The sequence below is a fragment of the Pseudomonas sp. SGAir0191 genome (assembly GCF_002812565.2).
GTDB lineage: Bacteria > Pseudomonadota > Gammaproteobacteria > Pseudomonadales > Pseudomonadaceae > Aquipseudomonas > Aquipseudomonas parafulva_B.
Genome location: NZ_CP025035.2, coordinates 954,338 through 978,822 on the forward strand (window position 1 = coordinate 954,338; position 24,485 = coordinate 978,822).

The 24,485-nt window shown below is 65.0% G+C and carries 20 protein-coding genes; 8 read left to right on the top strand and 12 right to left on the bottom strand.

Features of this window, described 5'->3' with window-relative positions; all coding sequences use genetic code 11:
* The first annotated feature begins 31 nt into the window (after positions 1-31).
* The 4 genes from CWR53_RS04290 to CWR53_RS04305 are packed head-to-tail and all read left to right on the top strand — an operon-like array spanning position 32 to position 4,790.
* On the top strand, positions 32-1,561 hold the full coding sequence (locus CWR53_RS04290) for an efflux transporter outer membrane subunit (protein WP_058604902.1): 1,530 nt from the start codon (positions 32-34) through the stop codon (positions 1,559-1,561).
* Positions 1,558-3,735 carry an FUSC family protein gene (locus CWR53_RS04295; protein ID WP_100850899.1) on the top strand — a complete coding sequence of 726 codons (2,178 nt, stop codon included), beginning with the start codon at positions 1,558-1,560 and terminating at the stop codon, positions 3,733-3,735. The genes CWR53_RS04290 and CWR53_RS04295 overlap by 4 nt, the downstream gene beginning before the upstream one ends.
* A complete protein-coding gene (locus CWR53_RS04300; RefSeq protein ID WP_023534307.1) occupies positions 3,725-3,925 on the top strand; it encodes a DUF1656 domain-containing protein in 201 nt (66 codons plus the stop codon). Before CWR53_RS04295 ends, CWR53_RS04300 begins: the two co-directional genes overlap by 11 nt.
* A 10-nt stretch (positions 3,926-3,935) precedes the next feature.
* Positions 3,936-4,790, top strand: coding sequence for an HlyD family secretion protein (locus CWR53_RS04305; RefSeq protein ID WP_058604904.1), 855 nt, complete (start codon positions 3,936-3,938; stop codon positions 4,788-4,790).
* Positions 4,791-5,143: 353 nt separating this feature from the next.
* Here CWR53_RS04305 and CWR53_RS04310 read toward each other — a convergent pair whose 3' ends face one another.
* Complete coding sequence (locus CWR53_RS04310) at positions 5,144-5,602, bottom strand: universal stress protein (protein ID WP_100850900.1); 459 nt, start codon at positions 5,600-5,602, stop codon at positions 5,144-5,146.
* A 181-nt stretch (positions 5,603-5,783) separates the two neighbouring features.
* Here CWR53_RS04310 and CWR53_RS04315 point away from each other — a divergent pair, with 181 nt between their 5' ends.
* From CWR53_RS04315 to CWR53_RS04330, 4 genes are all read left to right on the top strand, one after another.
* Positions 5,784-6,689: a LysR family transcriptional regulator gene (locus CWR53_RS04315; RefSeq protein ID WP_058604906.1), complete on the top strand. Its 906-nt coding sequence runs from the start codon at positions 5,784-5,786 to the stop codon at positions 6,687-6,689.
* Positions 6,690-6,804: 115 nt separating this feature from the next.
* Positions 6,805-8,346 carry an MFS transporter gene (locus CWR53_RS04320; RefSeq protein ID WP_100850901.1) on the top strand — a complete coding sequence of 514 codons (1,542 nt, stop codon included), beginning with the start codon at positions 6,805-6,807 and terminating at the stop codon, positions 8,344-8,346.
* A 27-nt stretch (positions 8,347-8,373) separates the two neighbouring features.
* A complete protein-coding gene (locus CWR53_RS04325) occupies positions 8,374-9,447 on the top strand; it encodes an HlyD family secretion protein (protein WP_058604908.1) in 1,074 nt (357 codons plus the stop codon).
* The gene (locus CWR53_RS04330) at positions 9,444-10,952 is read left to right on the top strand and encodes an efflux transporter outer membrane subunit (RefSeq protein WP_100850902.1); all 1,509 of its coding nucleotides are present in this window, start codon (positions 9,444-9,446) and stop codon (positions 10,950-10,952) included. The genes CWR53_RS04325 and CWR53_RS04330 overlap by 4 nt, the downstream gene beginning before the upstream one ends.
* A 21-nt stretch (positions 10,953-10,973) precedes the next feature.
* On the opposite strand, the gene CWR53_RS04335 is transcribed toward CWR53_RS04330, so the two are convergent.
* The 11 genes from CWR53_RS04335 to algK all read right to left on the bottom strand — a co-directional run bounded on the left by CWR53_RS04335 (position 10,974) and on the right by algK (position 24,481).
* Positions 10,974-11,786: an SDR family oxidoreductase gene (locus CWR53_RS04335; protein ID WP_100850903.1), complete on the bottom strand. Its 813-nt coding sequence runs from the start codon at positions 11,784-11,786 to the stop codon at positions 10,974-10,976.
* An 87-nt stretch (positions 11,787-11,873) separates the two neighbouring features.
* Positions 11,874-12,338, bottom strand: coding sequence for a multidrug transporter (locus CWR53_RS04340; RefSeq protein WP_100850904.1), 465 nt, complete (start codon positions 12,336-12,338; stop codon positions 11,874-11,876).
* A 167-nt stretch (positions 12,339-12,505) separates the two neighbouring features.
* The gene (locus CWR53_RS04345) at positions 12,506-13,960 is read right to left on the bottom strand and encodes a mannose-1-phosphate guanylyltransferase/mannose-6-phosphate isomerase (protein WP_058604911.1); all 1,455 of its coding nucleotides are present in this window, start codon (positions 13,958-13,960) and stop codon (positions 12,506-12,508) included.
* Between the two features lie 34 nt (positions 13,961-13,994).
* Entirely contained in the window at positions 13,995-14,642 is a 648-nt protein-coding gene (locus tag CWR53_RS04350; protein WP_058604912.1) for an alginate O-acetyltransferase AlgF, read from the bottom strand.
* Positions 14,643-14,660: 18 nt separating this feature from the next.
* Positions 14,661-15,818 (bottom strand): alginate O-acetyltransferase, encoded by a 1,158-nt coding sequence (locus CWR53_RS04355; RefSeq protein WP_100850905.1) that lies wholly within the window; start codon positions 15,816-15,818, stop codon positions 14,661-14,663.
* A 10-nt stretch (positions 15,819-15,828) separates the two neighbouring features.
* A complete protein-coding gene (locus CWR53_RS04360) occupies positions 15,829-17,298 on the bottom strand; it encodes an MBOAT family protein (protein WP_100850906.1) in 1,470 nt (489 codons plus the stop codon).
* Positions 17,299-17,430: 132 nt separating this feature from the next.
* Positions 17,431-18,534 carry a mannuronate-specific alginate lyase gene (locus CWR53_RS04365; RefSeq protein WP_100850907.1) on the bottom strand — a complete coding sequence of 368 codons (1,104 nt, stop codon included), beginning with the start codon at positions 18,532-18,534 and terminating at the stop codon, positions 17,431-17,433.
* Between the two features lie 7 nt (positions 18,535-18,541).
* Complete coding sequence (locus tag CWR53_RS04370) at positions 18,542-19,984, bottom strand: alginate O-acetyltransferase (RefSeq protein WP_100850908.1); 1,443 nt, start codon at positions 19,982-19,984, stop codon at positions 18,542-18,544.
* A gap of 13 nt (positions 19,985-19,997) precedes the next feature.
* A complete protein-coding gene (gene algG, locus CWR53_RS04375) occupies positions 19,998-21,557 on the bottom strand; it encodes a mannuronan 5-epimerase AlgG (RefSeq protein ID WP_100850909.1) in 1,560 nt (519 codons plus the stop codon).
* A gap of 18 nt (positions 21,558-21,575) precedes the next feature.
* Positions 21,576-23,051 carry an alginate export family protein gene (locus CWR53_RS04380; RefSeq protein ID WP_100850910.1) on the bottom strand — a complete coding sequence of 492 codons (1,476 nt, stop codon included), beginning with the start codon at positions 23,049-23,051 and terminating at the stop codon, positions 21,576-21,578.
* Positions 23,048-24,481 (bottom strand): alginate biosynthesis TPR repeat lipoprotein AlgK, encoded by a 1,434-nt coding sequence (gene algK, locus CWR53_RS04385; RefSeq protein WP_100850911.1) that lies wholly within the window; start codon positions 24,479-24,481, stop codon positions 23,048-23,050. The genes CWR53_RS04380 and algK overlap by 4 nt, the downstream gene beginning before the upstream one ends.
* Positions 24,482-24,485: the final 4 nt, after the last annotated feature.

Sequence of the window (24,485 nt, forward strand, 5' to 3'; positions counted from 1 at the left end):
CCCTCCACCTCTTCCTCGGGATATCGCAGCTGTGCCGCGTTGCATCATCGGAACGCTTCAAGCGTTCAGTGCCTGTGCCCTTGCCCTCACCTTGAGCGGCTGTATCGGAACCTGGGGCATTGCCCCGCAGACCCAAACGCTGCAAGCCAACACCCTGAGCCCCAGTGCAGCCATCGAACAGGCCGCCACCGATGCCCACTGGCCGGACCAGCAATGGTGGCGCGCCTACCGCGACCCCCAGCTCGATCACTGGATAGCAATGGCGCTGGCCGCCAACCCTAGCCTTGCCATCGCCGCAGCACGGGTGCGTCAAGCGCGTGCCCTGGCTGGCCTTGCCGAGTCGGCCGAACACCTGCAAGGCAACGGTCAGGCGACGCTCAACCGGCACAACTGGCCTGACGACCCCTTCTATGGCCCTGGCGACTTGTCCGGTGCCACCACCTGGGATAACAACGCAACCCTTGGCTTGAGCTACGCCCTCGATCTCTGGGGGCGCGAGCGCAATGCCAGCGAGCAGGCCGTGGACCAGGCCCATCGACAGGTGGCAGAGGCCAGGCAGGCCCAGTTGGAGCTGCAGCACACGGTAGTGAGCGTGTACATCGAGCTGAGCCTGCATTACGCCCGGCGCGACATCATCAAGGCTCAACTGGCGCAGCAAGAGCAGATCCTGGACCTGGCCCAGCGTCGCCTGGACGCGGGCATCGGCACCCATCTGGAGGTCAGCCAGGCCCAGGCGCCGCTGCCGGAAACCCATCGCCAGCTCGACAGCCTGGACGAGGCTATCGTCCTGGCCACCCATCAGCTGGCCGCCCTGGCGGGCAAGGGGCCAGGGGAGGGCGCGCAGCTGCAGCGCCCCAGCCTGGTCCTTGCCGCACCGCTGACGCTGCCCTCCAGGCTACCCGCCGAACTGGTCGGCCAACGCCCCGATGTGGTCGCCAGCCGCTGGCAGGTCGCTGCCCAGGCGCGTGGGATCGACATGGCCCACGCCGGCTTCTTCCCCAACGTGGACCTGGTCGGCAGCCTGGGTTTCGTCGCCACCGGCGGCGGCCCGCTGGCGTTTCTCACCGGGCGCAAGTTCAACTACACCGTCGGCCCGGCCGTCACCCTGCCGATCTTCGATGGCGGGCGTCTGCGCGCGCAACTGGGGGCCGCCGCCGCCGACTATGATGTGGCCGTGGCGCGCTACAACCAGACGGTGATCGGCGCGCTCAAGGACATCTCCGATCAGTTGGTGCGTCGCGAATCGATGCAGGCGCAGGCGCACTTCGCGGCCGAGTCGGTCGCCGCCGCGCAGAAAACCTACGACATCGCCATGGTCGCCTACCAGCGGGGCCTTACCGACTACCTGAACGTGCTCAACGCGCAAACGCTGCTGTTTCGTCAGCAACAGGTTCAGCAGCAGGTGCAGGCCGCGCGCCTGATCGCCCACGCCGCCCTGGTGACGGCGCTGGGCGGCGGTCTGCAAGCCGGCTCGGATGTACCGGACCAAGAGCGCCAGGCGCCGCCAGCCACGCCGGCAACCCTCGCCATCCTCAACGCCAAGCCGAGAGCACGCCCATGAGCACATGGGGTTTACCTCTGCGCTGGTTGCAGAGCCTGCAATGGCGGCGCGGTTTCCATGCCTGGGTGCGGACCGATGGTGTCACCTGGGTGTACATCTTCAAGGTGCTGGCTGCAGCCTTCATCACCTTGTGGCTGGCCATGCGCCTGGAGTTGCCGCAGCCGCGTACCGCCATGATCACGGTGTTCATCGTCATGCAGCCGCAAAGCGGGCATGTGTTCGCCAAGAGCTTCTACCGGATGCTGGGCACCCTGGCCGGCTCTGTGATGATGGTCGCATTGATGGCCGTCTTCCCGCAGAACACCGAACTGTTTCTGCCCAGCCTGGCCGTCTGGGTGGGCCTGTGCTCGGCAGGCGCCATGCGCTACCGCACCTTCCAGGCGTATGGCTTCGTGCTGGCCGGCTACACCGCGGCGATGATCGGCCTGCCGGTGTTGCAGCACCCCGACCAGGCATTCATGGCCGCGGTCTGGCGAGTGCTGGAGATTGCCCTGGGCATCCTGGTGTCCACCTTCGTCAGCGCCGCCATCCTGCCGCAGTCGGCCAGTGCCGCCATGCGCAACGCCCTGTACCAGCGCTTCGGCGCGTTCGCGGCCGTAGTCGTCGAAGCCTTGCGCGGCGACAGCCAGCGTGAGCGTTTCGAAAGCAGCAATGTGCGCTTCGTGGCCGAGGCGGTGGGGCTGGAAAGCCTGCGCAACGTCACTGCCTTCGAGGACCCGCACATGCGTCGGCGCAGTGGCCGGCTGGTGCGCATGAACAGCGAATTCATGGCCATCACCACACGCTTCAACGCCCTGCACCGCCTGATCGAGCGGCTTCGCGCACGCGGGCCTGTACAGATCGTCAGCGCCATCGAGCCTGGCCTGCACACCCTCGTTGCCCTGCTCGAACCCTATGTGGGGCGCGCGCTGACCGACGCCGACGCCTTGCGCCTGACCCTCGAGCTCGGTGCCTACCGCGAAGGGTTGCAGGCCCAGGTCCGCAGCTTGCGCGCCGACTACCTGGCCACCGCGCCCGGCGAAGCCGACCTGCTGGATTTTCACACGGCGTTCGAGTTGCTCTACCGTTTCGTGGACGAGATGTACAGCTATGCCGAAACCCACGCCTCCCTGGCCGTGCACAACCACGCGCGGGAGCAGTGGGACGAACCCTACGTGGCACAGACCAGTACCTTGGTATGCCTGGCAGCCGGGCTGCGCTCGGCGGCGGTGCTGTTGCTGCTGGGCAGCTACTGGCTGATCAGCGACTGGCCAAGCGGCGCCATGATGACTTTGATCGCCACGGTCACCGCCGGGCTGTCGGCGGCCTCGCCCAACCCCAAGCGGCTGTCGTTCCAGATGGCCTGCGGCACGGCGATAGGCGCGGTGGTCGGCTTTTTTGAAACCTTCTTCGTGTTTCCCTGGATCGACGGCTTCCCTTTGCTGTGCATGGTCCTGGCGCCGGTGTTCGTGCTGGGTGCGTTTCTCTCGTCGCGCCCGGCCTACTCGGGCTACGGCATTGGCCTGCTGGTGTTTTTCGCCATTGGCTCGGTGCCCAACAACCTGACGGTGTATGACCCGTACAGCTTCATCAACGACTACATCGCCATGGTCGTCGGCATGTTCGTGTGCGCGGCTGCCGGGGCGATCATCCTGCCACCCAATAGCCGCTGGTTGTGGAGCCGGCTGGAGCAGGCCCTGCGTGAACAAGTGCTGTTTGCCATCAGCGGACGCCTGCGCGGCATCGGCACGGCTTTCGAAAGCCGCACGCGCGACTTGCTGCACCAGGCCTATGGCCTGGCGGCCGGCAAGCCCCAGGTGCAAAGCCAGTTGATGGGCTGGATGTTCAGCGTGCTGGAAATCGGCCATGCGGTCATCGAGCTGCGCAAGGAGCAGGCGCGGGCCCCCGTGCACCCGGCCTATGCCGAGTCCCAGCCGTGGCGCCAGGCTATCCGGGTCATGGGCCGTGCCCTGGCGCGCCTGTTCCTGCAGCCCAGCGTCGGGAATCATGAGCGTGCCCTGGTGGCGGTGGACCATGCCATTTCCCGGGTCCAGGCCACCGACGAGCCGTTTGCGCGGCACTTCGACACGTCAGTGCTACGCCGTGTGCAGAGCTACCTGCACTTCATCCGCTCGTCCTTGCTCGACCCCCACTCACCGCTTGCGCCACCCAAAGGGTTGCCCCATGCCTCGTGAAATCGCCTTCCACGGCGTGTACATGCCCACCCTGACCCTGATGTTCCTGTTTGCGCTAGGCCTGGCCTGGGGGCTTGACCGGTTCATTGCCAGCGTTGATGGCTACCGTTTCTTCTGGCACCCGGCGCTGCTGCGCCTGAGCCTGTTCGTCTGCCTGTTCGGCGCCCTGGCGCTGTCGCTCTACTGGTGAGAATCCTTCGATGAAAAAGTTCTTCAGCCTTGTCGCCACGTTGCTGGTCCTGACGGCCGCCGTGGTGATCGGTCGTCAGCTGTGGCTGCATTACATGACCACCCCCTGGACCCGGGATGGCCGGGTACGCGCCGACATCATCAACGTGGCGGCCGATGTGCCTGGCTACGTGGTCGATGTGCCGGTCAAGGACAACCAGCGGGTCAGCAAGGGCGACCTGTTGATCCAGATCGACCCGGAACACTACCGCTTGGCGGTCGAACAGGCCAAGGCCCTGGTCGCCGCCCGCAAGGCCACCTGGGAGATGCGCCGGGTCAATGCCAGGCGCCGTGCCGACCTGGACAACCTGGTGATCTCCAAGGAAAACCGCGACGATGCCAGCAACATTGCCAGCGCTGCTCTGGCCGATTACCAGCAGGCCCAGGCGGCGCTGGCGGCCGCCGAGTTGAACCTCAAACGTACCCGGATCGTGGCCACGGTCGATGGCTATGTGACCAACCTGAACGTTCACAAGGGCGATTACGCACGCACCGGCGAGGCGGTGATGGCGGTGGTCGATGAGGCGTCATTCTGGGTGTACGGGTTTTTTGAAGAAACCAAGTTGCCCCATGTGAAGGTAGGCGACCCCGCCGAACTGCAAATGATGAGCGGGGAACGCTTGCAGGGCCATGTGGAGAGCATCGCCCGGGGCATCTACGACCGCGACAACCCGCAGAGCCGTGAGCTGATTGCCGATGTGAACCCCACCTTCAACTGGGTGCGCCTGGCCCAGCGGGTGCCGGTGCGCATCCATATCGACCAGGTGCCCGAAGGCTTCTTCCTGGCAGCGGGGACTACCTGTACGGTGGTGGTCGATCCGCAGTGAAGCACTCGGCGGCCTGACACTGCGGCACGTTACCCCTGTAGGAGCGGCCTCGTGCCGCGATGGGCCACAGCACGGCCCCGGCAAGCCTGCTCCTTGGCCCTGTATCGACTGAGATAGCGGGCCCTGGACTTTGCAAAAGCAACTGCCTAGTGCCACCTTTGGAGGCTAGTCGATTTCCGGGTAGGAGCGGTCTCGCCGGGGCGCCGGACCGGCCGCGATGGGCCGCGCAGCGGCCCCAAGATTTCAGCTTCGCAGCAAATATTCCTGGGGCCGCTGCGCGACCCATCGCGGCCGGTCCGGCGCCCCGGCGAGACCGCTCCTACGGGTCCCGCATTTACCTGATGTTCAGCTTCTCAAGCGCTACGTTCAGCCGCCCCGACCAGCACCGGTACCTGCACCTGATCGATCACCTTGGCACTGATCGAGGGGTCCAGCAGTCGCCCCAGCCGCGACAGATGACGGTGCCCCATGATGATCAGTTCACATTCCAGTGCCTGGGCCCTGGCCACGATGACCTCCACAGGCTGACCGGCCACCATGCAGCCCTGGCAGGTGAAGCCTGCCTGCTGCAAGGCACGGACCGCCTCGCCCAGGGCATGATCGGCCTGTTGCTGTTCCTCGCACGCGGCAGGGTACTGCGCTTGTTCGTCAGCCGTGTAGGGCGCCGGTTGTTCGTGCACGGCAAAGGTGGCATCGATGGCCAGCAGTACATGCAAGGTATGGTCTTCAGGGCGACACCAGCGGCGGGCCAGGGCGAGCAGCGCTTGAGTGGCAGGGGAGGCGTCGATGGCAATGAGCACGGGGCTGGGCATGCGGGATCCTTTATCGTGAGTGGTGGCTCGTCTTCCGGCATGGGGCCGAACCTGCTGCTGCCATTCTCGACCTCACCTGGGCTGCGAATAAAGGCCCTGCCACGCACGAGCACATTGCGTGGGGCGCAATCGAGCAACCTGCTAACATCGCCGTTTCCCAACGTCGTCTCGGAAAACGGCCATGCAACTCCCTGACATGAACCTGCTGGTCGCCCTCGACGTGCTGCTCGATGAAGGCAGCGTGGTAGGCGCGGCACAACGCATGAACCTCAGCCCAGCCGCCATGAGCCGCACGCTGGGGCGCATACGCGAGGCCATGGGCGACCCCATCCTGGTGCGCGCCGGTCGCGGGCTGGTGCCAACGCCACGGGCCCTGGCCCTGCGCGAGCAGGTGCATGGCCTGGTTGAGCAGGCCGGGCAGGTGTTTCGCAGCCGTGAAGGCGTCGACCTGTCCAAGCTGCACCGTGCCTTCAACGTGCGTACCAACGACCTGTTCATCGCCCTCTACGGGGCCAAGCTGCTGCGCATGATGCTGGCCGACGCGCCCAATACCGTGCTGCGTTTCGTGCCCGAAGGCAGCAGTGACGACGATGCCATGCTGCGCAACGGCCACATCGACCTGATCGTCAGCTCCTCCGTGGAGCTGGGGCCGGAGATCAAGGTGCAGAGTTTGTTCAGCACCTATTTCGTCGGCTTGGCGCGCATGGAACATCCGGTCTTCGACCAGGACATCACCCCACAACGCTTCGCCGCGTTCCCACAGATCAGCGTGTCGCGTCGGGGCCGTGCCAACGGTCCGATCGATGTGGCCCTGGCCAACCATCGGGTGGAGCGCCGGGTGGCGCTGATCACCACCAGCTTTCACTCGGCGATGTTCTCGTTACCCGATTCGGACCTGATCCTGCCGATTCCGGCCAACATCCTGAACAGTGTCCAGCGTCTGAAGCTGCCCCTGCGCGCCTTCGAGATTCCCGTACCGCTTGAAAAAGTGAACGTGATGCAGGCCTGGCACCCACGTTTCGACAACGACCCGGCCCACCAGTGGCTGCGTCAGACGATCAAGGCCTGCACCCGAAGCGACCCCTGAACAGGCCATCGTTGCGTTTGGCGCAATATAAAACTGCCAATAATTCAGTTTTCGTCAGCATTTACCCTGCCTAAAATCGCTCCAGTCGTAAAAGTGTTGCTGGAGATGTCTCTTAATGAATGCCGTTTCTGCCCCTGCTAGCGGGCTGGCTGCCATGCCTGCACCGACCGCCCCTGCACAGGGCGCGTTCGGCCTGCAGGTGGTGGTCGGGCTGTTCGGCGTGTTGCTGGCGGTGCTGTGTGCGGGCCTCAACGAGTCCGTGACCAAGATTTCCCTGGCCGATATCCGCGGGGCCATGGCTATCGGTGCCGATGAGGGGGCCTGGCTGCTGGCGGTGTACAGCGCAGCCTCCGTCTCGGCAATGGCCTTCTCGCCCTGGTTGGCGACCACCTTTTCCCTGCGGCGCTTCACCCTGGCAGCCATCGGTGCCTTCGCAGTGCTGGGTCTGCTGCAACCCTTCGCCCCCAACCTGCACAGCCTGATGCTGCTGCGGGTGCTGCAAGGGCTTGCCTCGGGGGCACTGCCGCCGATGCTGATGAGCGTGGCGCTGCGCTTCCTGCCCCCTGGCATCAAAGTCTACGGCCTGGCGTGCTATGCCTTGACTGCCACCTTCGGCCCCAACCTGGGTACACCGTTGGCCGGCTTGTGGACCGAATACGTCGGCTGGCGCTGGGCGTTCTGGCAGATCATCCTGCCGTCGCTGGTGGCCGGTGGCTGCGTGGCGTGGGGGCTGCCGCAGGACCCATTGCGCCTGGAGCGTTTCAGGCAGTTCGACTGGCGTGGTGTGCTGCTTGGGTTACCGGCGATCTGCGGTATCGTGCTGGGGTTGTCTTTGGGAGATCGCTGGGGCTGGTTCGATTCGCCGTTGATCTGCTGGCTGCTGGGCGGTGGGCTGCTGTTGTTGGTGCTGTTCATGTTCAACGAGTGGTCCGAGCCCTTGCCGTTTTTCCAGCTGCGCTTGCTGGGCCGGCGTAACCTGGCCTTTGCCCTGTTGACCGTCGCAGGCGTGCTCATCGTCCTCTCGGGTGTGGGTAGTTTGCCGTCCGCCTACCTGGCGCAGCTCCAGGGCTACCGGCCCGCCCAGACCAGCCCGCTGATGCTGCTGGTGGCCATGCCACAATTGATCGCCCTGCCGCTGACCGCCGCGCTTTGCAATATCCGCGCAGTCGACTGTCGCTGGGTGCTGGGCATCGGCCTGGGGATGCTGGCCGCCTCCTGCATCGGCAGCAGCCTGCTCACCAGCCAGTGGATTCGCACCGACTTCTACCCGTTCTACCTGTTGCAGGTGTTCGGCCAGCCGATGGCGGTGCTGCCGTTGCTGATGCTCTCGACCACGGGCATGAGCCCCCAGGAAGGCCCCTTCGCCTCGGCCTGGTTCAACACCGTCAAGGGCTTGTCCGCCGTCGTGGCGGGCGGGCTGCTCGATGCCCTGGGCACGCTGCGCCGGCATTTCCATTCCAATCACCTGGTCGACAGCCTGGGCAATGCCCCGTTGCTGGACGACCACGCTGCCAGCCTTGCCAGGCGCATCCATGACCAGGCGCTGGTACTGACCTCGGCCGACCTCTACCTGGTCCTGGCCGTAATCGCCGTAGCCCTGATCTGCCTGATTCCTGTCATGCCCACCCGGGTTTATCCACCGCGTGCGGTGGCCTGACCCCTGTCTGAATTCGAGAAACGCCAAATGACCACCCACCGTAAAACCCTGTTCATCGGCGCTGTGCTGGCCGTGGCCGTGCTGGCCGCCCTCGTCGGTCCCTGGCTGCTGGGCAGCGACCACCGGCAGAGCACCAACGACGCCTACGTGACCGCCGACTACACCGTGGTCGCGCCCAAGGTCGCCGGCTTCATCACCCAGGTGCTGGTCGAGGACAACCAGCAAGTCAAGGCCGGCCAACTGCTGGCCACCATCGATGCCCGCGACTACCAGGCTGCCCTGGACGCTGCCCAGGCGCAGCTGCTAGTGGCCCAGGCCCAGAGCACCGATGCCCGTGCCACCCTCGACCGCCAGGACGCGCTGATTGCTCAGGCCCAGGCAGCGGTGAAAGCCGCCGAGGCCGAGGCGGCGTTCGCCGATCATGAAGTTCGCCGCTACGGGCGCCTGGCCGAGCAGGGCGCCGGTACCGTGCAAAACGCCCAGCAGGCACGCAGCGCCGTGGATCAGGCCCGTGCTCGCCTGGCCAATGCCCGTGCAGCTTCGGTAGCTGCGCGCAAGCAGGTGGACATCCTCGCCGCTCAGGTCGCCAGCGCCGATGGCCAGCTCAAGCGCGCCGAAGCCGGGGTGGAAAAGGCCCGGCTGGACCTCTCCTATACCCGCATCACGGCGCCGGTGGACGGTATGGTCGGTGAGCGCGCGTTGCGCATCGGGGCCTATGTCAACCCCGGGGCGCGGCTGTTGTCGGTGGTGCCCCTGCAGCAGGCCTATGTGGTAGGCAACTTCCAGGAAACCCAATTGACCCACGTGCAGCCCGGTCAGCCAGTCAGCATCAGCGTCGATACCTTTGCCGATGAACGACTCCATGGGCACGTCGAAAGCATCGCTCCGGCCACGGGGGTGACGTTCGCCGCGGTTAAGCCGGACAACGCCACCGGCAATTTCACCAAGGTGGTGCAGCGCATCCCGGTGAAGATCGTATTCGATGACGGGCAGCCGTTGTTGACGCGCTTGCGTGTGGGCATGTCGGTCGAAGCGATCATCGACACGACCAGCGACACCCAAGGCGATAAGCTGGCCGGTAGCGAGGTGACGGCCCGATGAACATCGCTTACGCGCAGAGCCCTGCACCCGCCGGTCCACAGGCAGCCCGTTCATCGCGGCCCATCACGCGTTTGGGGGCCAAGGCCCCTGCGGCCATAGTGCTCGCTGCACTGCTCACGGGCTGTACCCTTGGCCCGGACTTCCAGCAGCCCGATACCCACGCGCCCCAGCAGTGGGACCAATTGGAGGGTGAGCACGCGCCCAGCCAACCTGTGGCCGAGCCCATGCAGTTGCGCTGGTGGGACAGCTTTCACGACCCACGGCTCAGCGCACTGATCGAACAGGTCGCCGCGCGCAACCTCGATCTGCAGATCGCCAGTGCCCGCTTGCTGCAAAGCCGTGCGCTGCGCAGCACCGTGGCCGCCGACCAGCAGCCGTCGGTGGACGCCAATGCAGGCTACAGCCGTGCCCGCAACAGCGCCGAAGGGCTGAGTGACCCCTCCGGCAACGCGGGCAAATCGGCTTTCAACCTGTGGCAGGGTGACTTGGTAGCAGGTTGGGAGCTGGATGTCTGGGGCCGTGTGCGGCGTCAGGTCGAAGCGGCCGACGCCAGTGTCGAGGTGGCCGAGAACGACCGAAACGGCGTCCTGCTGGCCCTGCTCGCCGAAACGGCCGGTGATTACATCCAGCTGCGCGCGGTGCAGCATACGTTGCAGGTGACCGAGGACAACCTCAAGGTCGCGCGGCACAGCCTGAAGTTGTCCGAAGACCGTCAGGCCGAAGGCGTGGCCACCCGGCTCGACGTGGCCCAGGCCAACGCCCAGGTCGCCTTGATCGAGTCGCGCCTGCCCACTTTGCAGGCGCGCCGTGACGATCTGATCAATGCCTTGAGCCTGCTGGCGGCCGAGCCCCCACGCAGCCTGCAGGGCAGCCTGCTGCAAGCCGGTGAGCTGCCCGCCCCGCAGCAGACGTTCGCCATCGGCGTGCCGTCGGAGCTGGCCGAGCGTCGTCCGGACATTCGCCAGGCCCAGGCGCGCCTGCATGCTGCCACGGCCAGCATCGGCGTGGCCAAGGCAGATTTTTATCCACGTATCCGGCTGTCTGGCAACGTGGGTTTCCAGGCCATGCAACTGGCTGACTTCGGTGCTTGGGATGCTCGCCGCTTCGCCTTCGGGCCGCAGCTGTCGCTGCCGATTTTCGAAGGCGGTCGCCTCAAGGGCACCTTGGCCCTGCGCCAGGCGCAGCAGCAGGAAGCGGCCCTGAACTACCGCAAGGTGGTGCTGGGGGCCTGGCATGAAATCGATGATGTGCTGCGCCTGTACAACGCCAGCCAGCTGCGTCGCGATCGCCTTGCCGAGGCCGTGCGCCAGAACCGCATCGCCCTGGAAACGGCCCAGCGTCAATACGTGGAAGGCGCGGTGGATTTTCTCAATGTACTGACCGTGCAGTCGGCCTTGCTGGCCAGCCAAGAGCAGTGGATCGACAGCGCTGCCGCGGTATCCCAGGCGCTCGTGGGGCTGTACAAAGCGCTCGGCGGAGGGTGGCAGGCATTCGACAAGGTCTGAACGCGCAGGCTCGTGACCGACCTACAACATTCGTGACAAGCCAAACCGTTTGCGCAGCACCTTGTCCAGTAAACGCTGCGGCACCAGGCGGGCCATCAGCGGCAAGGCCGTGCTGCCATTGCCCAGCCGCACCCGTGCCGGCACTGGCCAACGCTGGGTCGCTTTCAGCACGCCTTGGGCAAAGGTCGCCGCCGGTGTCGGCCTGTCGAGCGAGGCGCGGGCCCGGGCTTGGATGTGTTCACGCAGTGGCCACCACGGCGATTGCGGCGCCAGCACCTGCTGCGCCTGCTGCTGAGCGTGGCTGGCGAACTGCGAGGCGATGGCCCCAGGCTGCACCTCCATCACGCGGATGCCGAACGGCGCCAGTTCCAGGCGCAGGGCGTCGCTCAGGGCCTTCACGGCAGCCTTGGAGGCGCAGTAGGCGCCGGCGAACGGCGTGACCAGCACGCCGGAGACACTGCCGATGTTCACCACCAGGCCTTGGGCGCGACGCAGCTGGGGGAACAGCGCGCGTGTCACGCCGACCAGCGCGAACACGTTGGTCTGGAACTGGCGCTGCAGGGCGTCGACCCCTCCATCGAGCAGCGGCCCCATGGCGCCGTAGCCGGCGTTGTTGATCAGGATGTCCAGTGCCTCGAGTTCCTGCGCGAGCAGGGCCAGGGCGTGTGGGTCGTTGACATCCAGTTGCCGGGCAACGAAGCCCGCAGCGGCCAGGCGCGCCACATCTTCAGCCTGGCGGGCGGTGGCCCAGACCTGATGGCCGGCATCGCGAAACGCATCGGCCAGGGCGCGGCCAATGCCGCTGGAGCAACCGGTGATCAGGACTGTCGACATGCAGAAGGCCTTTGGGTCTGTGTGGAGGGGCAGCGGGTCTGCGCCGAGTCGCCAACGGGTCGCCAGCCGTTGGGCGTCGACAAGGAGTCAGTTGGCAAAGCTGCCTTGCAGGTGCTCGGCCCTGAATTCCAACGTCTGTGCACGGTAGCCCGAGCGCAGCGCAGGCAATGGCAGGCAATCGGACCACTGCGCGCCCGGTTGCAATTCGCCAGGTCCGCGGTAGCGCGGTGCATTGTAGGTATTTTCTGCCAGGTTGACTGTGTCGCCTGGCGCATAGGCCGCCACATGCCAGCGCAGCTCGGTGAGCGGCACCTTGTTGCCGTTCTTCAGGGTGACCTGCAAGGGGCGGTCGGCGGGGCATTGGGTGGGGGCATAGGCAAGGCGCATGTCCAAGCGGGCCAGTTGCGAGGTTTCGCGAGTGTCCTGCCAGATGACGAACAAGGCCACCAGGCCCAGACCACCCACGGCGGCCAGCGAAATCGGCAAGGCCTTGGCAGGGTAGCGCAGCAACAGCACCAGCCAGGTGAGGATAAGGAGAGCGCCGATGATCATGAGCCTTGCAGACCTTGGTTGCGCGAGGGTTGAAGCATCGTAGCGTGAAATGGGGCAAGGCTCAAAAGGGCAGGGGTTGGCCGGCTGTGGATTGAGGAAGGTGAGGTGGGACTGAAGTGCCGGAGCGCGAATCAGCCCCGGGACTTCAGCCTCACATCACCGCGCAATCACTGCGACGCAGCCTTGACCGCGCCGCCACACGGCGCGGACTCGGACGTTCGCCCGTACACATCCTCGAACCGCTCGATGTCATCCTCGCCCAGGTAACTGCCCGACTGCACCTCGATGATTTCAAGCGGGATCTTGCCGGGATTGCGCAGGCGATGCACCGACGCGATCGGAATGTAGGTCGACTGGTTTTCGGTCAGCAAGAATACCTTCTGATCGCACGTCACCTCAGCCGTACCGGATACCACGATCCAGTGCTCGGCGCGGTGATGGTGCATCTGCAACGACAGGCTGGCCCCTGGCTTGACGGTGATGTGCTTGACCTGGAAACGCCCGCCCATGTCCACCGAATCATACGAACCCCACGGGCGGTACACTTCCAGGTGGTTCTGGGTTTCGCTGCGACCCTGTGCGTCCAGGGTCTTGACCATCTGCTTGACGCCCTGGACCTTGTCCTTGTGGGCAATCATCATGGCGTCCTTGGTTTCGACCACCACGATGTTGTCCAGCCCGATCACCGACACCAGCTTGCCGTTGCCGTGAATCATGCAGTTGTGGCTGTCCTGCACCACCACGTCACCCTTGGTGACATTGCCGTGGTCATCCTTTTCGTGCACATCCCACAGCGACGACCAGCACCCCACATCGCTCCAGCCGGCCGACATCGGCACCACGCATGCCCGCTGGGTCTTCTCCATCACGGCATAGTCGATGGAGTTGTCCGGGCAACAGGCGAAGCTGGCTTCGTCGATGGTCAACGTGGTGCCATCCACCTGGCTGCGCTCGAGCGCCAGCAAACAGGTGTCGTAGATGTCCGGGTCGTGCTTTTTCAGCTCTTCGAGAAAGCGGCTGGCACGGAACAGGAACATGCCGCTGTTCCAGAAATACCCCCCGGCCTTGACGAACTCGATGGCCCGCTGCTCGTCTGGCTTCTCCACGAACTGCGCCACCCGCGCCACACCTTCGGGCAGCAAGGTATCCTGGCTCGAACGAATGTAGCCATAGCCGGTTTCAGGCTTGGTCGCCGGCACCCCGAACAGCACCATCTCGCCCCGCTCGGCGGCCACCGTGGCCAGGGCCAATGCCCGCTGCAGCGCCTTCTGGTCATCGATGACATGGTCGGCAGGCAGCACCAGCATCAACGCGTCACGCCCTTCATTGACCAGTTTCATGGCGCTCATGGCCACTGCTGGCGCCGTGTTGCGCCCGAACGGTTCAAGCAGGATGCCCTGGGTCTGCAGGTCGAGCGCGGCCAGCTGCTCCTGCACGATGAAGGTGTGCTCCTTGTTGCAGACCACCATGGGAGCGTCCATGCCTTCGAACATCAAACGTTCGAGTGTTTGCTGGAACAGCGTGTGTTCGCCGGTCAGGGCCAGGAACTGCTTGGGAAACTGCTTGCGCGACAAAGGCCACAGACGCGAACCGCTACCGCCAGAAAGAATTACCGGGATCATCGTGTTTCTCCAATCGTCATTGAGGGCAGGGCAATCAGTTGCTGCTCACAGGGCGGGTGACCCATACCGGCGACAGCGTGCTGCCGGAACCGGTGACATACAGCACGGCCGCTTCGCCGCGCTCCAGGGCCACGGGTTTCACATCGCCAACTTTGCGGTCGCCCTGGTACAGCGCCAGGCCCACCTTCACGGGGTTGATTTCACGCTCGCCGCGGCCATTGGCGGCGACCGGCTTGACCACTTCGGTCTTGCCATCGGCGGTTTTGAGCGCCAGCGTCTGGTCGCTCAGGTTCTGTACCCGCACCAGCGCTTTCTGCTTGTTCTTGAACGGTGGTTCCTCGATCAGTTGGGGCGTGCCGGCAGGGCTGTTGACCAGGGTGTAGTACTGGTCCGAGGCCAGCTTGACCGGTACGCGCTTGCTGCCGACCTGAGCGGTGTAATCGCCGCCTGGCAGGAAACTGAAGTCGCTGCTGGCCTGGGGGCCGACGGGCTTGATCTGCGTGTTGCCGACTGACGCGCCAGCCGGTGCGCTGCTTGCGTTGTACAAGCGCACGAAGGTCGAGCCCTTTGGCGCGCTCGGGCCGTAAAGCGCCGCGTCGGCGCCTGCATAAGCCTGCACTGAAGCCAGGGACAGGCCGGCCGCGAGGGTCAGGGCTTTGGCGATGGAAGATGGAGTCGTCATGGGCATTGCCTCTTTCGGTCAGTGGGTGGTTCGGGTAGTCGTCAAGGCCAGGTTGTCTTCGCCTTGACGCGAGTGCTTGAGCTGGGCGACCCAGTGCGGATCGATGCCGTCGAGTTCAGGTTTCATGGGCAGGTAGCGCTCCGGGAATTCCCACACCACCACCAGGGGGGCGGCATGCTTGAAAGCATCGCTTTGCAGGTACTTGAGCATGGGTAGCAAGGGCCCGTGGCCGTCCTCGGCGTAATTGGCCACGTCACTGTGCAGCGCCTGCTGCAAGGCGCCCACGAAGTTCCAGCGGGGGTTGGCGCTGTAGCTGGTGCCCACCAGCGCCACGGGTATCTGCTGGTCGGCGAACAACGCATCCGCCGCGTCGGCTTGAGCTGCAACAGGGCGGGTGGTGCGTTGCTGGAGGGTGTCCGGCGGCGGCAGCAGGTGGCTGAACAAGGGATCCAGTGGCAGGAAGTTGGTCAGGTCGCCCTTGTACGGCGCACTGCCCTGGACCTGGGTGACGAAGGTTTGTGGGCTAGCCTGGAGCAGACGCTGGCGGCTGACCGCCGCAGCCAGCGCTTGTGCCGCCACTTCGGCGCCCAGGGGCGTCCAATGGGTATCGGTGCGCAGGAACACCTGGCCGCGGGCCTTGGCCTGCTCCAGCGCAGCCATCAGGTCAGGGGCGAACACATTGGCCTGGCGCGCCTTGGCATGAAACTGGTTGTACAGGTCCCCATGTAGGCTCGCCGGTCGTGTCTGGCCAAGGTGTTCCTCGTATACCCGTGCCTTGGCCGGCACGATCGCCAGCACCAGCTGGCTGCCGTGCCGTTGCAGGGTATCGCGCACGCCACGGATCAGCGCCAGGTTCTCCTGCATCAAGGGCTCGGCACCGGCGGTGGGCTTGAACTCTTCGTCGCTGAACAGCCACTGGTCACGCCCCAGCACCACCCCTGGGCGGCCTTCATGGAACAGCTTGAAATCCAGGGCGGCCCACACGTTGGTGCCCAGGCGCTTGATCGGGAACTCGGCGTCGTAGTGCTGTTCGGCGGCCTTGGCCAGCTTGCCGTCGAGCAGGCTCATCTGTTGGGTGCGTTCAAAGCCGGGCAGGCTTGAGGTCGACCACAAGCCCATGCCCGTCAACAGGCTGAGGAAAGACAAGCAGTAGGTCATGCGAAGTGTCCGGGTCATCACATCGGCCTCAGAACTGGAAGTAAAGAAACGGCGAGTAACTCTGCGCCGACAGCTTCAGGATCGAAGCGACGAACAGCAGCAACACCAGGGTTCGGGTCATCACGCGGGTCCAGCCCAGACCGAGCGAGCCATCGCTGTTGATCTGCACCGGCGTGGCTGCGGGTGATGCGGCAGGCGTAGTCCGGGCGTTGCGGTAAAAATCGCGCAGGCCGAAGTAGGCGAGGGCCAGGTAGGCGATCACCAGGGTCGCCACCTGCAGGCCGGTCAGCTGGGCGCGGTTGAGTTCGGAAAGCTGCCAGTGGCCGAAGCTGAACATGGCGCCGTACATGCGCGCTGCGACGTGCAGGTTCTCGGCCCGGAACACCACCCAGCCCACCACCACCAGCAGGAAGGTGAAGGCCCACTTGACCGGGTTGAAGCGCTGCGGCTGGGTGTCGATGCCCAATGCCCGCTCGATCGCCAACCACAGGCCGTGCCAGCCGCCCCAGAGGATGTAGGTGAAGTTGGCGCCATGCCAGAGCCCGCCCAGCAGCATGGTCAGAAACAGGTTGCGGTAGGTGTTGAACGTGCCTTTGCGGTTACCGCCCAGGGTGATGTACAGGTAGTCGCGCAGCCAGGTGGACAGGCTGATGTGCCAGCGCCGCCAGAACTCGGTGATGGACTGGCTGATGTAGGGCTGGCGGAAGTTTTCCATGAAGCGAAAGCCCATCATCAGGCCCAGGCCGATGGCCATGTCGCTGTAGCCACTGAAATCGAAATACAGCTGCGCGGTGTAGGCCAGCGCGCCCAGCCAGGCATCGCCGGTGGTGGGCTGCTGCAAGGCGAAGCAATGGTCTGCCACCACCGCCAGGGTATCGGCGATGAACACCTTCTTGACGAACCCTTGCATGAAGCGCGTGCAGCCTTCGGAAAACTTGTCCAGGGTGTGGGTGCGGTGGTTGAACTGCTCGACCAGGTCCTTGAAGCGCAGCACCGGCCCGGCGATCAGGTGCGGGAAGATCGCCACGAAGGCGGCGAAGTCGATCAGGTTGCCGGTGGCCGGGGTATCGCCGCGGTACACGTCGATGAGGTAGCTGATGGACTCGAAGATGTAGAACGAGATGCCGATTGGCAGCAGCACATGGGTGAGGATGAACGGCTCCAGGCCGAACGAGGTGATGATCGCATTGAGGCTGTCGACGCCGAAGTTGGCGTACTTGAAATAGCCCAGAATGGCCAGGTCCACGCCAACGCCCAGCAGCAGCCAGCGCTGCGCAGGCTTGCTGCGCACACCGGCGGCACCGACGTTCAGGCCGATCCAGTAGTTCCACAGGGTGACGCCGGCGAACAAGACGAGGAAGTCCACACGCCACCAGGCATAGAAGAGGTAGCTGGCGATCAGCAACAACGCGTTGCGATAGCGCTGCCCGCTCAGGTAGTACAAGCCGAGGAAGATCGGCAGGAACAGGAACAGGAACACGTTGGACGAAAAGACCATCCCGGTTCTCCTCATGACTCACAGCATCCAGGGCCATACGCCCCCCAAACCCCCCGCAGACAAGCGGGTGGCTACCTAGATTTGTGCAGGCGGCATGTCGTCACGACACGCCGGCCCTTGCACGGTCATGCGTTATGGCTTGCGCGCTGCGCCTGGGTCATACACGCGCGTCATGTCGCCCCCCATGCGGAAGCTGTTGAACGGCTGCATGCCCTGCTTGCGCGCCAGGGTGTCGCCCACGCAGTGGTACAGGGCGCACCAGGGCTCCAGCCAGGCGTACTTGGTATCGACCTTCAGGTCCTTCATGTCCTGTTTTTCGCCTGCGCGCTCGGCGAAATGACGCGGATCGCGGGCGCCGGCCAGTACCCCTTCGCCCAGACGCTGCAGGGCGAAATTGTTCTCGGCGCGCAGGTCCACGCCGTTGGCCTGGGCGAAGCTTGCGATCAACGCCAGTGGCGGCAGCGCATAGTTGTGGTAGGCCAGCGCGCGTTGCTTGCGCTTGATCTCGTTGGGCAGAAAGCCCTGGTCGTCGACCTGGTTGGCACCCACCTTGTATTGCTTCACCGCCCAGTCGAACAGGTCGCGGCGGTCGGTGGCCACGGCCGTGGCCATGACCGACCAGGCCGCCCAGTAGCTGTGGTTGTTGATCTTCTGCAGCGGCAGGTCGCTCCAGTCGCGAACCGTCTGCTGGGCCAGGCGAGCGAACCACTTCTCGATCAGTTCGGCCTCGGCCTGGTGCGCCGCCAGTGGCCTGGCGTTGGAGAACTTCAGGCGCAGCCATGACCCGCTCAGGCTGCCCAGTGCCCATTTGCGCATCGATTTGCCGGTGTGGTTGTAGTTCGTGGACATCAGTGCGTCGGCCCGTGCCCAGGTGCTCAGCCACGTCAGTGCGCAGTCCAGCTGCGCCGGTCGACCGTCGCGCATGTACTGGGTGACGCTCTTGCTCACCCCCTTTTCCAGGGCAGTGATGTCCTGGGTTGAAGTCCGAAAGGCGTGCTCGGAAGCCACATTGAGCGTGGCCCGCGCCTTGTCCGAGCCTTCGTACTTGCTACGAAACTGCAGGGCACCGGTATACGGCGTGGGCGGGGCCGCGCAGCGAACGTCGCCGGTGCCGGTCTTGAGTTTCTCGATGCCTTCGTAGTAGCCCTGGGGCGGCACCAGCGCGGCCTGCGCGGCGCTGCCGAACAGGGCAAGGGCGAGCAGGGCGGGGCGCAGGATGAAAGTGCGGTAGGTCATGTTCGCCTCACTGGCCGGCCTGCGCGGTATGCGCAGGCCCGGCGAAGTCGTTGCGTTTGCACAGCGTGGCTTCGAGTGCCTGGGTGCCTTTTTCCGGCCCCTGTACCTCGAAGGCCAGCAGGTTCTGATCGGCCCAGTCCTGGTCCTCGCGCATCTGGAACACGAACCGGCCATCGGTATCGGAGGTTTCGGGTTTTTCCAGCTTGATGTCCTCGTGCCGGCCGTTGAGGTACCAGAGGGTTGCCTGCAGCACCTTCACCGACGGGTCGTCGAACTTCACATCCATTTGCAGGTGGCGGTTGACCAGCGGCTTGATCACCCCGCCCTTGCCATTGACCATCAGGGTGTTCTTGCCCGGCTTGAGCGTGGTCTTGGCGCTCATCAGGGCCGGGCGGCTGTCGCAGCCGTCGTCGAGCAGGCCGAGGATCTGCCGCCAGATGGTTTCCTGCTCCAGGCTGTAGAGGGGCGAGAATTCCCAGACCAGGATCTTGGGCGGGTGCTTGCGGAACTCCTCGCTGCCCAGGTACTGGATCATCGACCCTTCCAGGCCGCCGCCGGGGAAGGCGACGTTGAGTACATCGGCGCCGATGTACTGCTCCAGAAACCCGGCGAAGTTGTAGTTCTTGCCGCTGTGGCTTGTGCCCACCAACGTGATCTGGGCATTGCCCTGGTCGCCGAACAGGTCGTCATCATTGCCGCTGGCACCCTTGGGCTCGGTGCTGAACTGGTCCATGTACTGCACCGCGTAGCTGGTGCCGCATAGCTGCCCGGCGACGTTGTGCAAGGTGCCGGTCTTGCCCATGCGCCCTGACTTGACGGTTTCGAATGCCTTGCGCGGGATGCCCTGGAATGCTGGCATCTTGTGCACGGTGTCGGCCACGATACGGGCCGCGCGCTCGGCGCCGTAGGGCGTCCAGTGCTGGTCGCCACGGAAGTAGAAATCCTTGCCCTGGTCGGCGGCGGGCAACTGCTCGTTGGTCAACGGCGACAGGTCGGGCACGTTGTAGCCCATGGCGGCGAAGCGCTTGAGCATGGCTTGGTAGTTGCCCAGTGCCTTCTGGTAATCGAAGGCCGCTTTTTCTGCCGGCTGCAGCATGTTGCGGTTCACCAGGCCGCGGGTTGGCTGGTAGACCACCACCAGCTCCACGCCGCGTTGCTTGAAGGCATCGTGCACCTGTTGCAGGCGTTTGTAGCCGGCCGGGGTGGTGGCGAACTCGGTACGCAAGTCTTCACGGGTTCGGAATAACCAGTCGCCCTGGCCCTGCACCAGCGTGGTGAAGTTCTGCTGGTAGCGGGTGGTGTAGCGGCTGGCATCGTGTGCCTGCGGGCACAGCTGGCAGCACGGCGCTGCCGTGAAGGTGGGGGCCTGTACGGTGTCGGCGCGTGTACCCTGGCTGATGGCCAGAAGAGCGCAGGTCACGCCCAGCACGGTAATCGCTTGTAAAGTCATGGTCCGGGCTTCCTTATTGGATCAATTCGGTCTGGCGCTCGACCGGGTCGATCAGCACGGCTTTGCGCTGGCGTACCAGCAGGTCGAGAATTTCGTCCTGGCGCTGGCCCAGCACACCGTTGAAGGTGATCCCGCTGGCCTTGCGCGGCGCCAGCATGGCCACGTCGTACAGCTCGACCGACAACGGCGAGTCGATCGACAGCGGGCCAGAACCGTTGGCCGCCAGCTGCCCGCCCACCAGGATCAACGACACCTTGGTATCGAACGGGTCGAGGGCAATGTCGCGGTCGGTGTCTGACAGGTCCTTGATGTGGCCGTAGACACCCACAAGGCCGTTGGCCATGGCGACGTTGTCGTACAGCCGGATGTTCACGCTGTTGCGCACGCGGATGCCGTGGCGTCGGTTGTTGACCAGCGTGTTGCCCCAGAGCAGGTTGTCGCCGCTCTCGTACAAAGTGATGCCGTCGGTGTGGTTGCGGTAGATCTGGTTGTACGCCACCAGGTTGTTGACGCTGTTGCGATCGATCACCACGCCTGACAGCTTGTTGTCGAAGCTCTTGTTGTTGAAGATCCAGCTGTCGTTCACCTCGCGCGAGACGATGATGCCGTGCTTCTTGCGCGTGCCATGCACGCTGTTGCCGGCGATGATCAGCCCATGGGAGCGGTCGTGCGGGTCGATGCCGTAGACGATGTTGTCGCGGTAGGTGTTGTCCTTGACCACGAAATCGCGTGTCTCATAGCAGTAGAAGCCGTACCACAGGTCGCTGAACTGCGAACCGATGATCCAGCCGGTCGGCTCCGCCCGGCCCATGCGCTTGGCCAGGTTGGGTGTGTACTGGGAAATGCTCACGCCATAGGACTTGGACTTCGCATAGCCAAGGCTTGCCAGGGTGCTGTTGACGATATAGGTCTCGGTGCCGCCCCAGGACAGCAGGAACGGGCGAAACGCCTGGGGCGAGCGGAACGTGGCCGGGCCCTTGGCCTGCTCGCGCCACCCGGTTACTTGAGTGTCGGTGATGAACAGCTTGCCGTCGTTGATCAGAAATGCCCCGCCTTCCTCGGACAGGCGCAGTTGCTTGACCTTGCCGTCGATTTCCAACGTCCCGGTGCGCCCGACCACGATGGGCAGGCGCGCCAGGTACACACCGGGCTGCACCTCGGACAGGTACTGGCGCGGCACCTGGCGGCGCAACTGCGCCATGTCCACGTGGCCGTCGTCGATGAAAATGGCCTGCGGAATGCCGTGTTGGCGCCGCACCCATTCGGCGGCCTTGTTGTCCCCACCGACGAACTCCTTGAGGCTGTCTTGCTGGAACATGCGGCGCAGGCTGACCTTGCCCGGGTGGCTGCGGTCGATCTTTTGCTGCACGGCCTGCGGGGTGTAGCCACTGAGGTCAGGAAGCGTTGGCGGGTCGAGTTGCAGCGGTGCGATCGGCGCGCTGGTCACGGTGTAGCTGCGCGCCTGCTGCAATTCCTTGGTCAGCAGGCCCGGTTGCGCCGCGCAGGCCCAACCGCTGGCAAGCAGCAGCGCGCAGGCCAGCAGGCTGTGGCGAAGATGTGGATGAACGTTCATGGCAATTTCCTCGTGGCCTCAGAAACGCCAGATCACATCGACGAAGGCGCGGTGCATGTAGCTGTCGGCCTCCTTGCCGTAGGCATCGCCTGGCTTGAATACTCCAGCCCGCAGACGCACCAGGGCCGAAGGCTCGTCGATCGCCTGGCTCAGCGAAGCAGGCAGCAGGCCTTGCTTGAAGTACTTGGTCACGACCACGTCCATTTCCTGGCCGAGGTCTTTCTCACCCTCGACCAGCGGCCGGTTGATGCCGTTGTCGTTGACCACGGCGTTGATGCCGCTGGAGCCGATGTTCTGCCGACCGTCCACACGCCAGAAGCGGTGGTAGAGAAAGCTGGCGTCGTAGTCGTCGCGCAGTTGCCAGGAGGCGAAAACGGTCGCGGCCTGCAGGTTGCCCAGCTCGCCACGGAAGGCTTCGCCGAAGCGATGCACCCGCGACCGGGTGCCGGTGAAGTTGGAGCGGTTGCTTTCAAGGCCGGTCTGCTCGAAGTTGTTGCCGCCCTGGTCACCGCCGCCGCTACCATGGGCGTAGGCGGCGCCCACCTGCCACTGCGGGTTCAGGCGCAGGCGTACGCCCAGGTCGGTGGCCCAGGCATTGACGTCGCCGCGCTGGGTGCCGGTGGCCACTTGCTGGTCGCCCATCTGGCGGCTGCCGAGTGTGTCGCGATTACCGGTCAGCCAGGTCAGGCTGCCCCAGTAGTTGACGTCATGCTCATTGCGCCAGTTGTAGGCATCGCTGTTGGCCTCAAGGCCCAGCCATGTCAAGTCGCCGGTGCGGGTCTTGTCCAGGGCGTCGACGGTTTCGCCGGGGTTTTTCAGGCTGCCGCTGTCGTGGGTGTGATGAGCCCGCAGGCCCACCCAGTGGCCAGGTGTCCACTGGGCGGCGACATTGCCGTAGAGGTGAGTACGGTCCTTGTCCTGCGGGGCCAGGTCGGTCAGGTCGGTGCGGTATTCGCTAAAGCGCCGGGCCACGCCCAGGTCGGCCTTGAGCAGGGTGGTGTCGAAGGTCCAGTTGAGGGCTTCGATGTTGGTGTCGCGCCACATGCCATCGTCGCTGCGCAGCCGTTGCCGGCCCAGTCGCAGTTGTTCGCCGGGGTAGGCGGTCAGGCCGCTGTAGCCCACCCAGAATTCGCGCATGGCCAGGTAGCTCTTGTCCGGTTGACGGCTGTCTGCGCCCGTGTCGGTGGTGGTGCCATCGTCGTTCTGGCGCAGGGTATCGGTTTCGATGGTGTCGGTGGCGGTGACCGCCTGACCCATGGCATAAGCGCTCCAGTTGCCGCGCTCGCCGTAGATCCAGGGGCGCAGGTCCAGGCCCAGGCCATTGACGTCACCGCCTGGGCGAGTGCCCAGGTCACGGTCGTCTTCGGACTGGCCAGTGACTTTCACTTCCAGGCCAAAATTGCGTTCGGCCGTGACCTGGGCCAGGCTCGGGCAGGACCACAGCAAGGCAAAGCCAAGGCCGATCCCGGCTTTGACGAAAGGGTTGAGCATCATGGCGAGTCCTCACCGTCTACGTCGTCTTCATCGTCCTGCAGCACATCCAGGGCCAGGGCATTGCTGGCGCCGGGCGTCATGGCCGCGCGGGCCTGGGTTTCCCGCGCCAGCGTCTGCTGGGCCTGGCGGCGCGTGTCGGGGGCAAGTTGCTGGTCGAGCTGCTGCAACAGCTCAGCCGACTGGGGCGTGGGGTTGGCCTGGGCGAGTTGCGCAAAGACCCATGCATCGGCAGGTTGCGGGCGGATGCCATGCCCCTCGCTGAACAGCTGCGCCAGGGCATAGTCGGCACTGACCTGGCCACCGCGTGCGGCTGCCAGCAGGTTATCCAGCGCTTTCTGCGGCTCGACGTTGCCCAGGTAGCCACGGCGATAGAGTTGGCCCAGGTAATAGCGGGCACTGGTCTCCCCGGCCGTGGCGGCGGCCAGCAGGTGACGCTCGGCCTTCTCGGCATCGGCCGGCAGCTGCTTGCCCTCGTAGTACAGGCGGCCGAGCAGCAAGTCCGCGCGAGGTTGCTGTGCATCACGGCCTTTTTCCAGGTAAGCCAGCAACTGGTCGGTATCCCCCAATTCAGGGAAGTCGTACAGCAGCTGCGCCAGGCTGACCCAGGATGCCGGGTACGCCGGCGCAACCCGTTCGAGCAACGTCTTGGCAGCCTGCCCGTCGGTCTGGCCCAGGCTGCGATCGGCCAGCACGCGCGCGACGCTGTCCACCCGGCTGGCAGGCACTGCCCCACGGGCGTAAGCCGATTCGAGCTGCTGCAACAAGGCGGTCAGCTGCTCGGCCTGGCCACGCTTGCGGTACACAGTGGCCAGCTCCACATAGCACAGGTCGGCGGTTGCCAACCCCGCCTGGCACAGGCTCTGCACCTGGTCCAGGTGCTGGTCGTAGGTGCCCTGCGCGCGGTAGAGCAGCACCTGGGCGATGCCCGCTTCCGGGTAGCCCTCGGTACGCCAGCGATCGATCTGCTGCTGCGCATTGATGTTGGGGAAGCTCTGCGGATAGGCCAGGTACAGCATGGCCAGTGGCACCAAGGTATTGCCCTGGCCCTGGCGGGCGGCAAGTTTGAGCAGCGTTTGCGCTTCTTCCCGCTCGGCCTGGGTGCTGCCCGGCTTGGTCACCAGCAGGCGGCCGAGGCGCGCCTGGGCACGGGGCGAGGTGGCGGCGGCGGCGCGGTAGGTGGCTTCGGCTTGGTCACGCTGAGCGCTGTCACCGGTGGCCACCTTGATGTCGGCCAGTCCCACCTGGGCATCGCTGTAGCCCAGGTCGGCCAGCGCCTGGTAGTTGCGTTCGGCTACTGCCAGGTCGCCGCGCTTGAGCGCTTCGTTGGCCAGGCGCTGGTCGGGCAAACCGGCGCATCCGGCCAGTGTCACAGTCAGGGCAAGTGCGCACGCAGTAAAGGGGCGCGGGTTCGACCCTGGCAAGGTTGGCATGCTC

Bases quoted from the DNA above. Each gene is read 5' to 3' on its own strand.
- CWR53_RS04295 (WP_100850899.1), top strand. From the start codon at position 1,558: ATGAGCACATGGGGTTTACCTCTGCGCTGGTTGCAGAGCCTGCAATGG.
- CWR53_RS04300 (WP_023534307.1), top strand. From the start codon at position 3,725: ATGCCTCGTGAAATCGCCTTCCACGGCGTGTACATGCCCACCCTGACC.
- CWR53_RS04305 (WP_058604904.1), top strand. From the start codon at position 3,936: ATGAAAAAGTTCTTCAGCCTTGTCGCCACGTTGCTGGTCCTGACGGCC.
- CWR53_RS04310 (WP_100850900.1), bottom strand. From the start codon at position 5,602: ATGCCCAGCCCCGTGCTCATTGCCATCGACGCCTCCCCTGCCACTCAA.
- CWR53_RS04315 (WP_058604906.1), top strand. From the start codon at position 5,784: ATGCAACTCCCTGACATGAACCTGCTGGTCGCCCTCGACGTGCTGCTC.
- CWR53_RS04320 (WP_100850901.1), top strand. From the start codon at position 6,805: ATGAATGCCGTTTCTGCCCCTGCTAGCGGGCTGGCTGCCATGCCTGCA.
- CWR53_RS04325 (WP_058604908.1), top strand. From the start codon at position 8,374: ATGACCACCCACCGTAAAACCCTGTTCATCGGCGCTGTGCTGGCCGTG.
- CWR53_RS04330 (WP_100850902.1), top strand. From the start codon at position 9,444: ATGAACATCGCTTACGCGCAGAGCCCTGCACCCGCCGGTCCACAGGCA.
- CWR53_RS04335 (WP_100850903.1), bottom strand. From the start codon at position 11,786: ATGTCGACAGTCCTGATCACCGGTTGCTCCAGCGGCATTGGCCGCGCC.
- CWR53_RS04340 (WP_100850904.1), bottom strand. From the start codon at position 12,338: ATGATCATCGGCGCTCTCCTTATCCTCACCTGGCTGGTGCTGTTGCTG.
- CWR53_RS04345 (WP_058604911.1), bottom strand. From the start codon at position 13,960: ATGATCCCGGTAATTCTTTCTGGCGGTAGCGGTTCGCGTCTGTGGCCT.
- CWR53_RS04350 (WP_058604912.1), bottom strand. From the start codon at position 14,642: ATGACGACTCCATCTTCCATCGCCAAAGCCCTGACCCTCGCGGCCGGC.
- CWR53_RS04355 (WP_100850905.1), bottom strand. From the start codon at position 15,818: ATGACCCGGACACTTCGCATGACCTACTGCTTGTCTTTCCTCAGCCTG.
- CWR53_RS04360 (WP_100850906.1), bottom strand. From the start codon at position 17,298: ATGGTCTTTTCGTCCAACGTGTTCCTGTTCCTGTTCCTGCCGATCTTC.
- CWR53_RS04365 (WP_100850907.1), bottom strand. From the start codon at position 18,534: ATGACCTACCGCACTTTCATCCTGCGCCCCGCCCTGCTCGCCCTTGCC.
- CWR53_RS04370 (WP_100850908.1), bottom strand. From the start codon at position 19,984: ATGACTTTACAAGCGATTACCGTGCTGGGCGTGACCTGCGCTCTTCTG.
- algG (WP_100850909.1), bottom strand. From the start codon at position 21,557: ATGAACGTTCATCCACATCTTCGCCACAGCCTGCTGGCCTGCGCGCTG.
- CWR53_RS04380 (WP_100850910.1), bottom strand. From the start codon at position 23,051: ATGATGCTCAACCCTTTCGTCAAAGCCGGGATCGGCCTTGGCTTTGCC.
- algK (WP_100850911.1), bottom strand. From the start codon at position 24,481: ATGCCAACCTTGCCAGGGTCGAACCCGCGCCCCTTTACTGCGTGCGCA.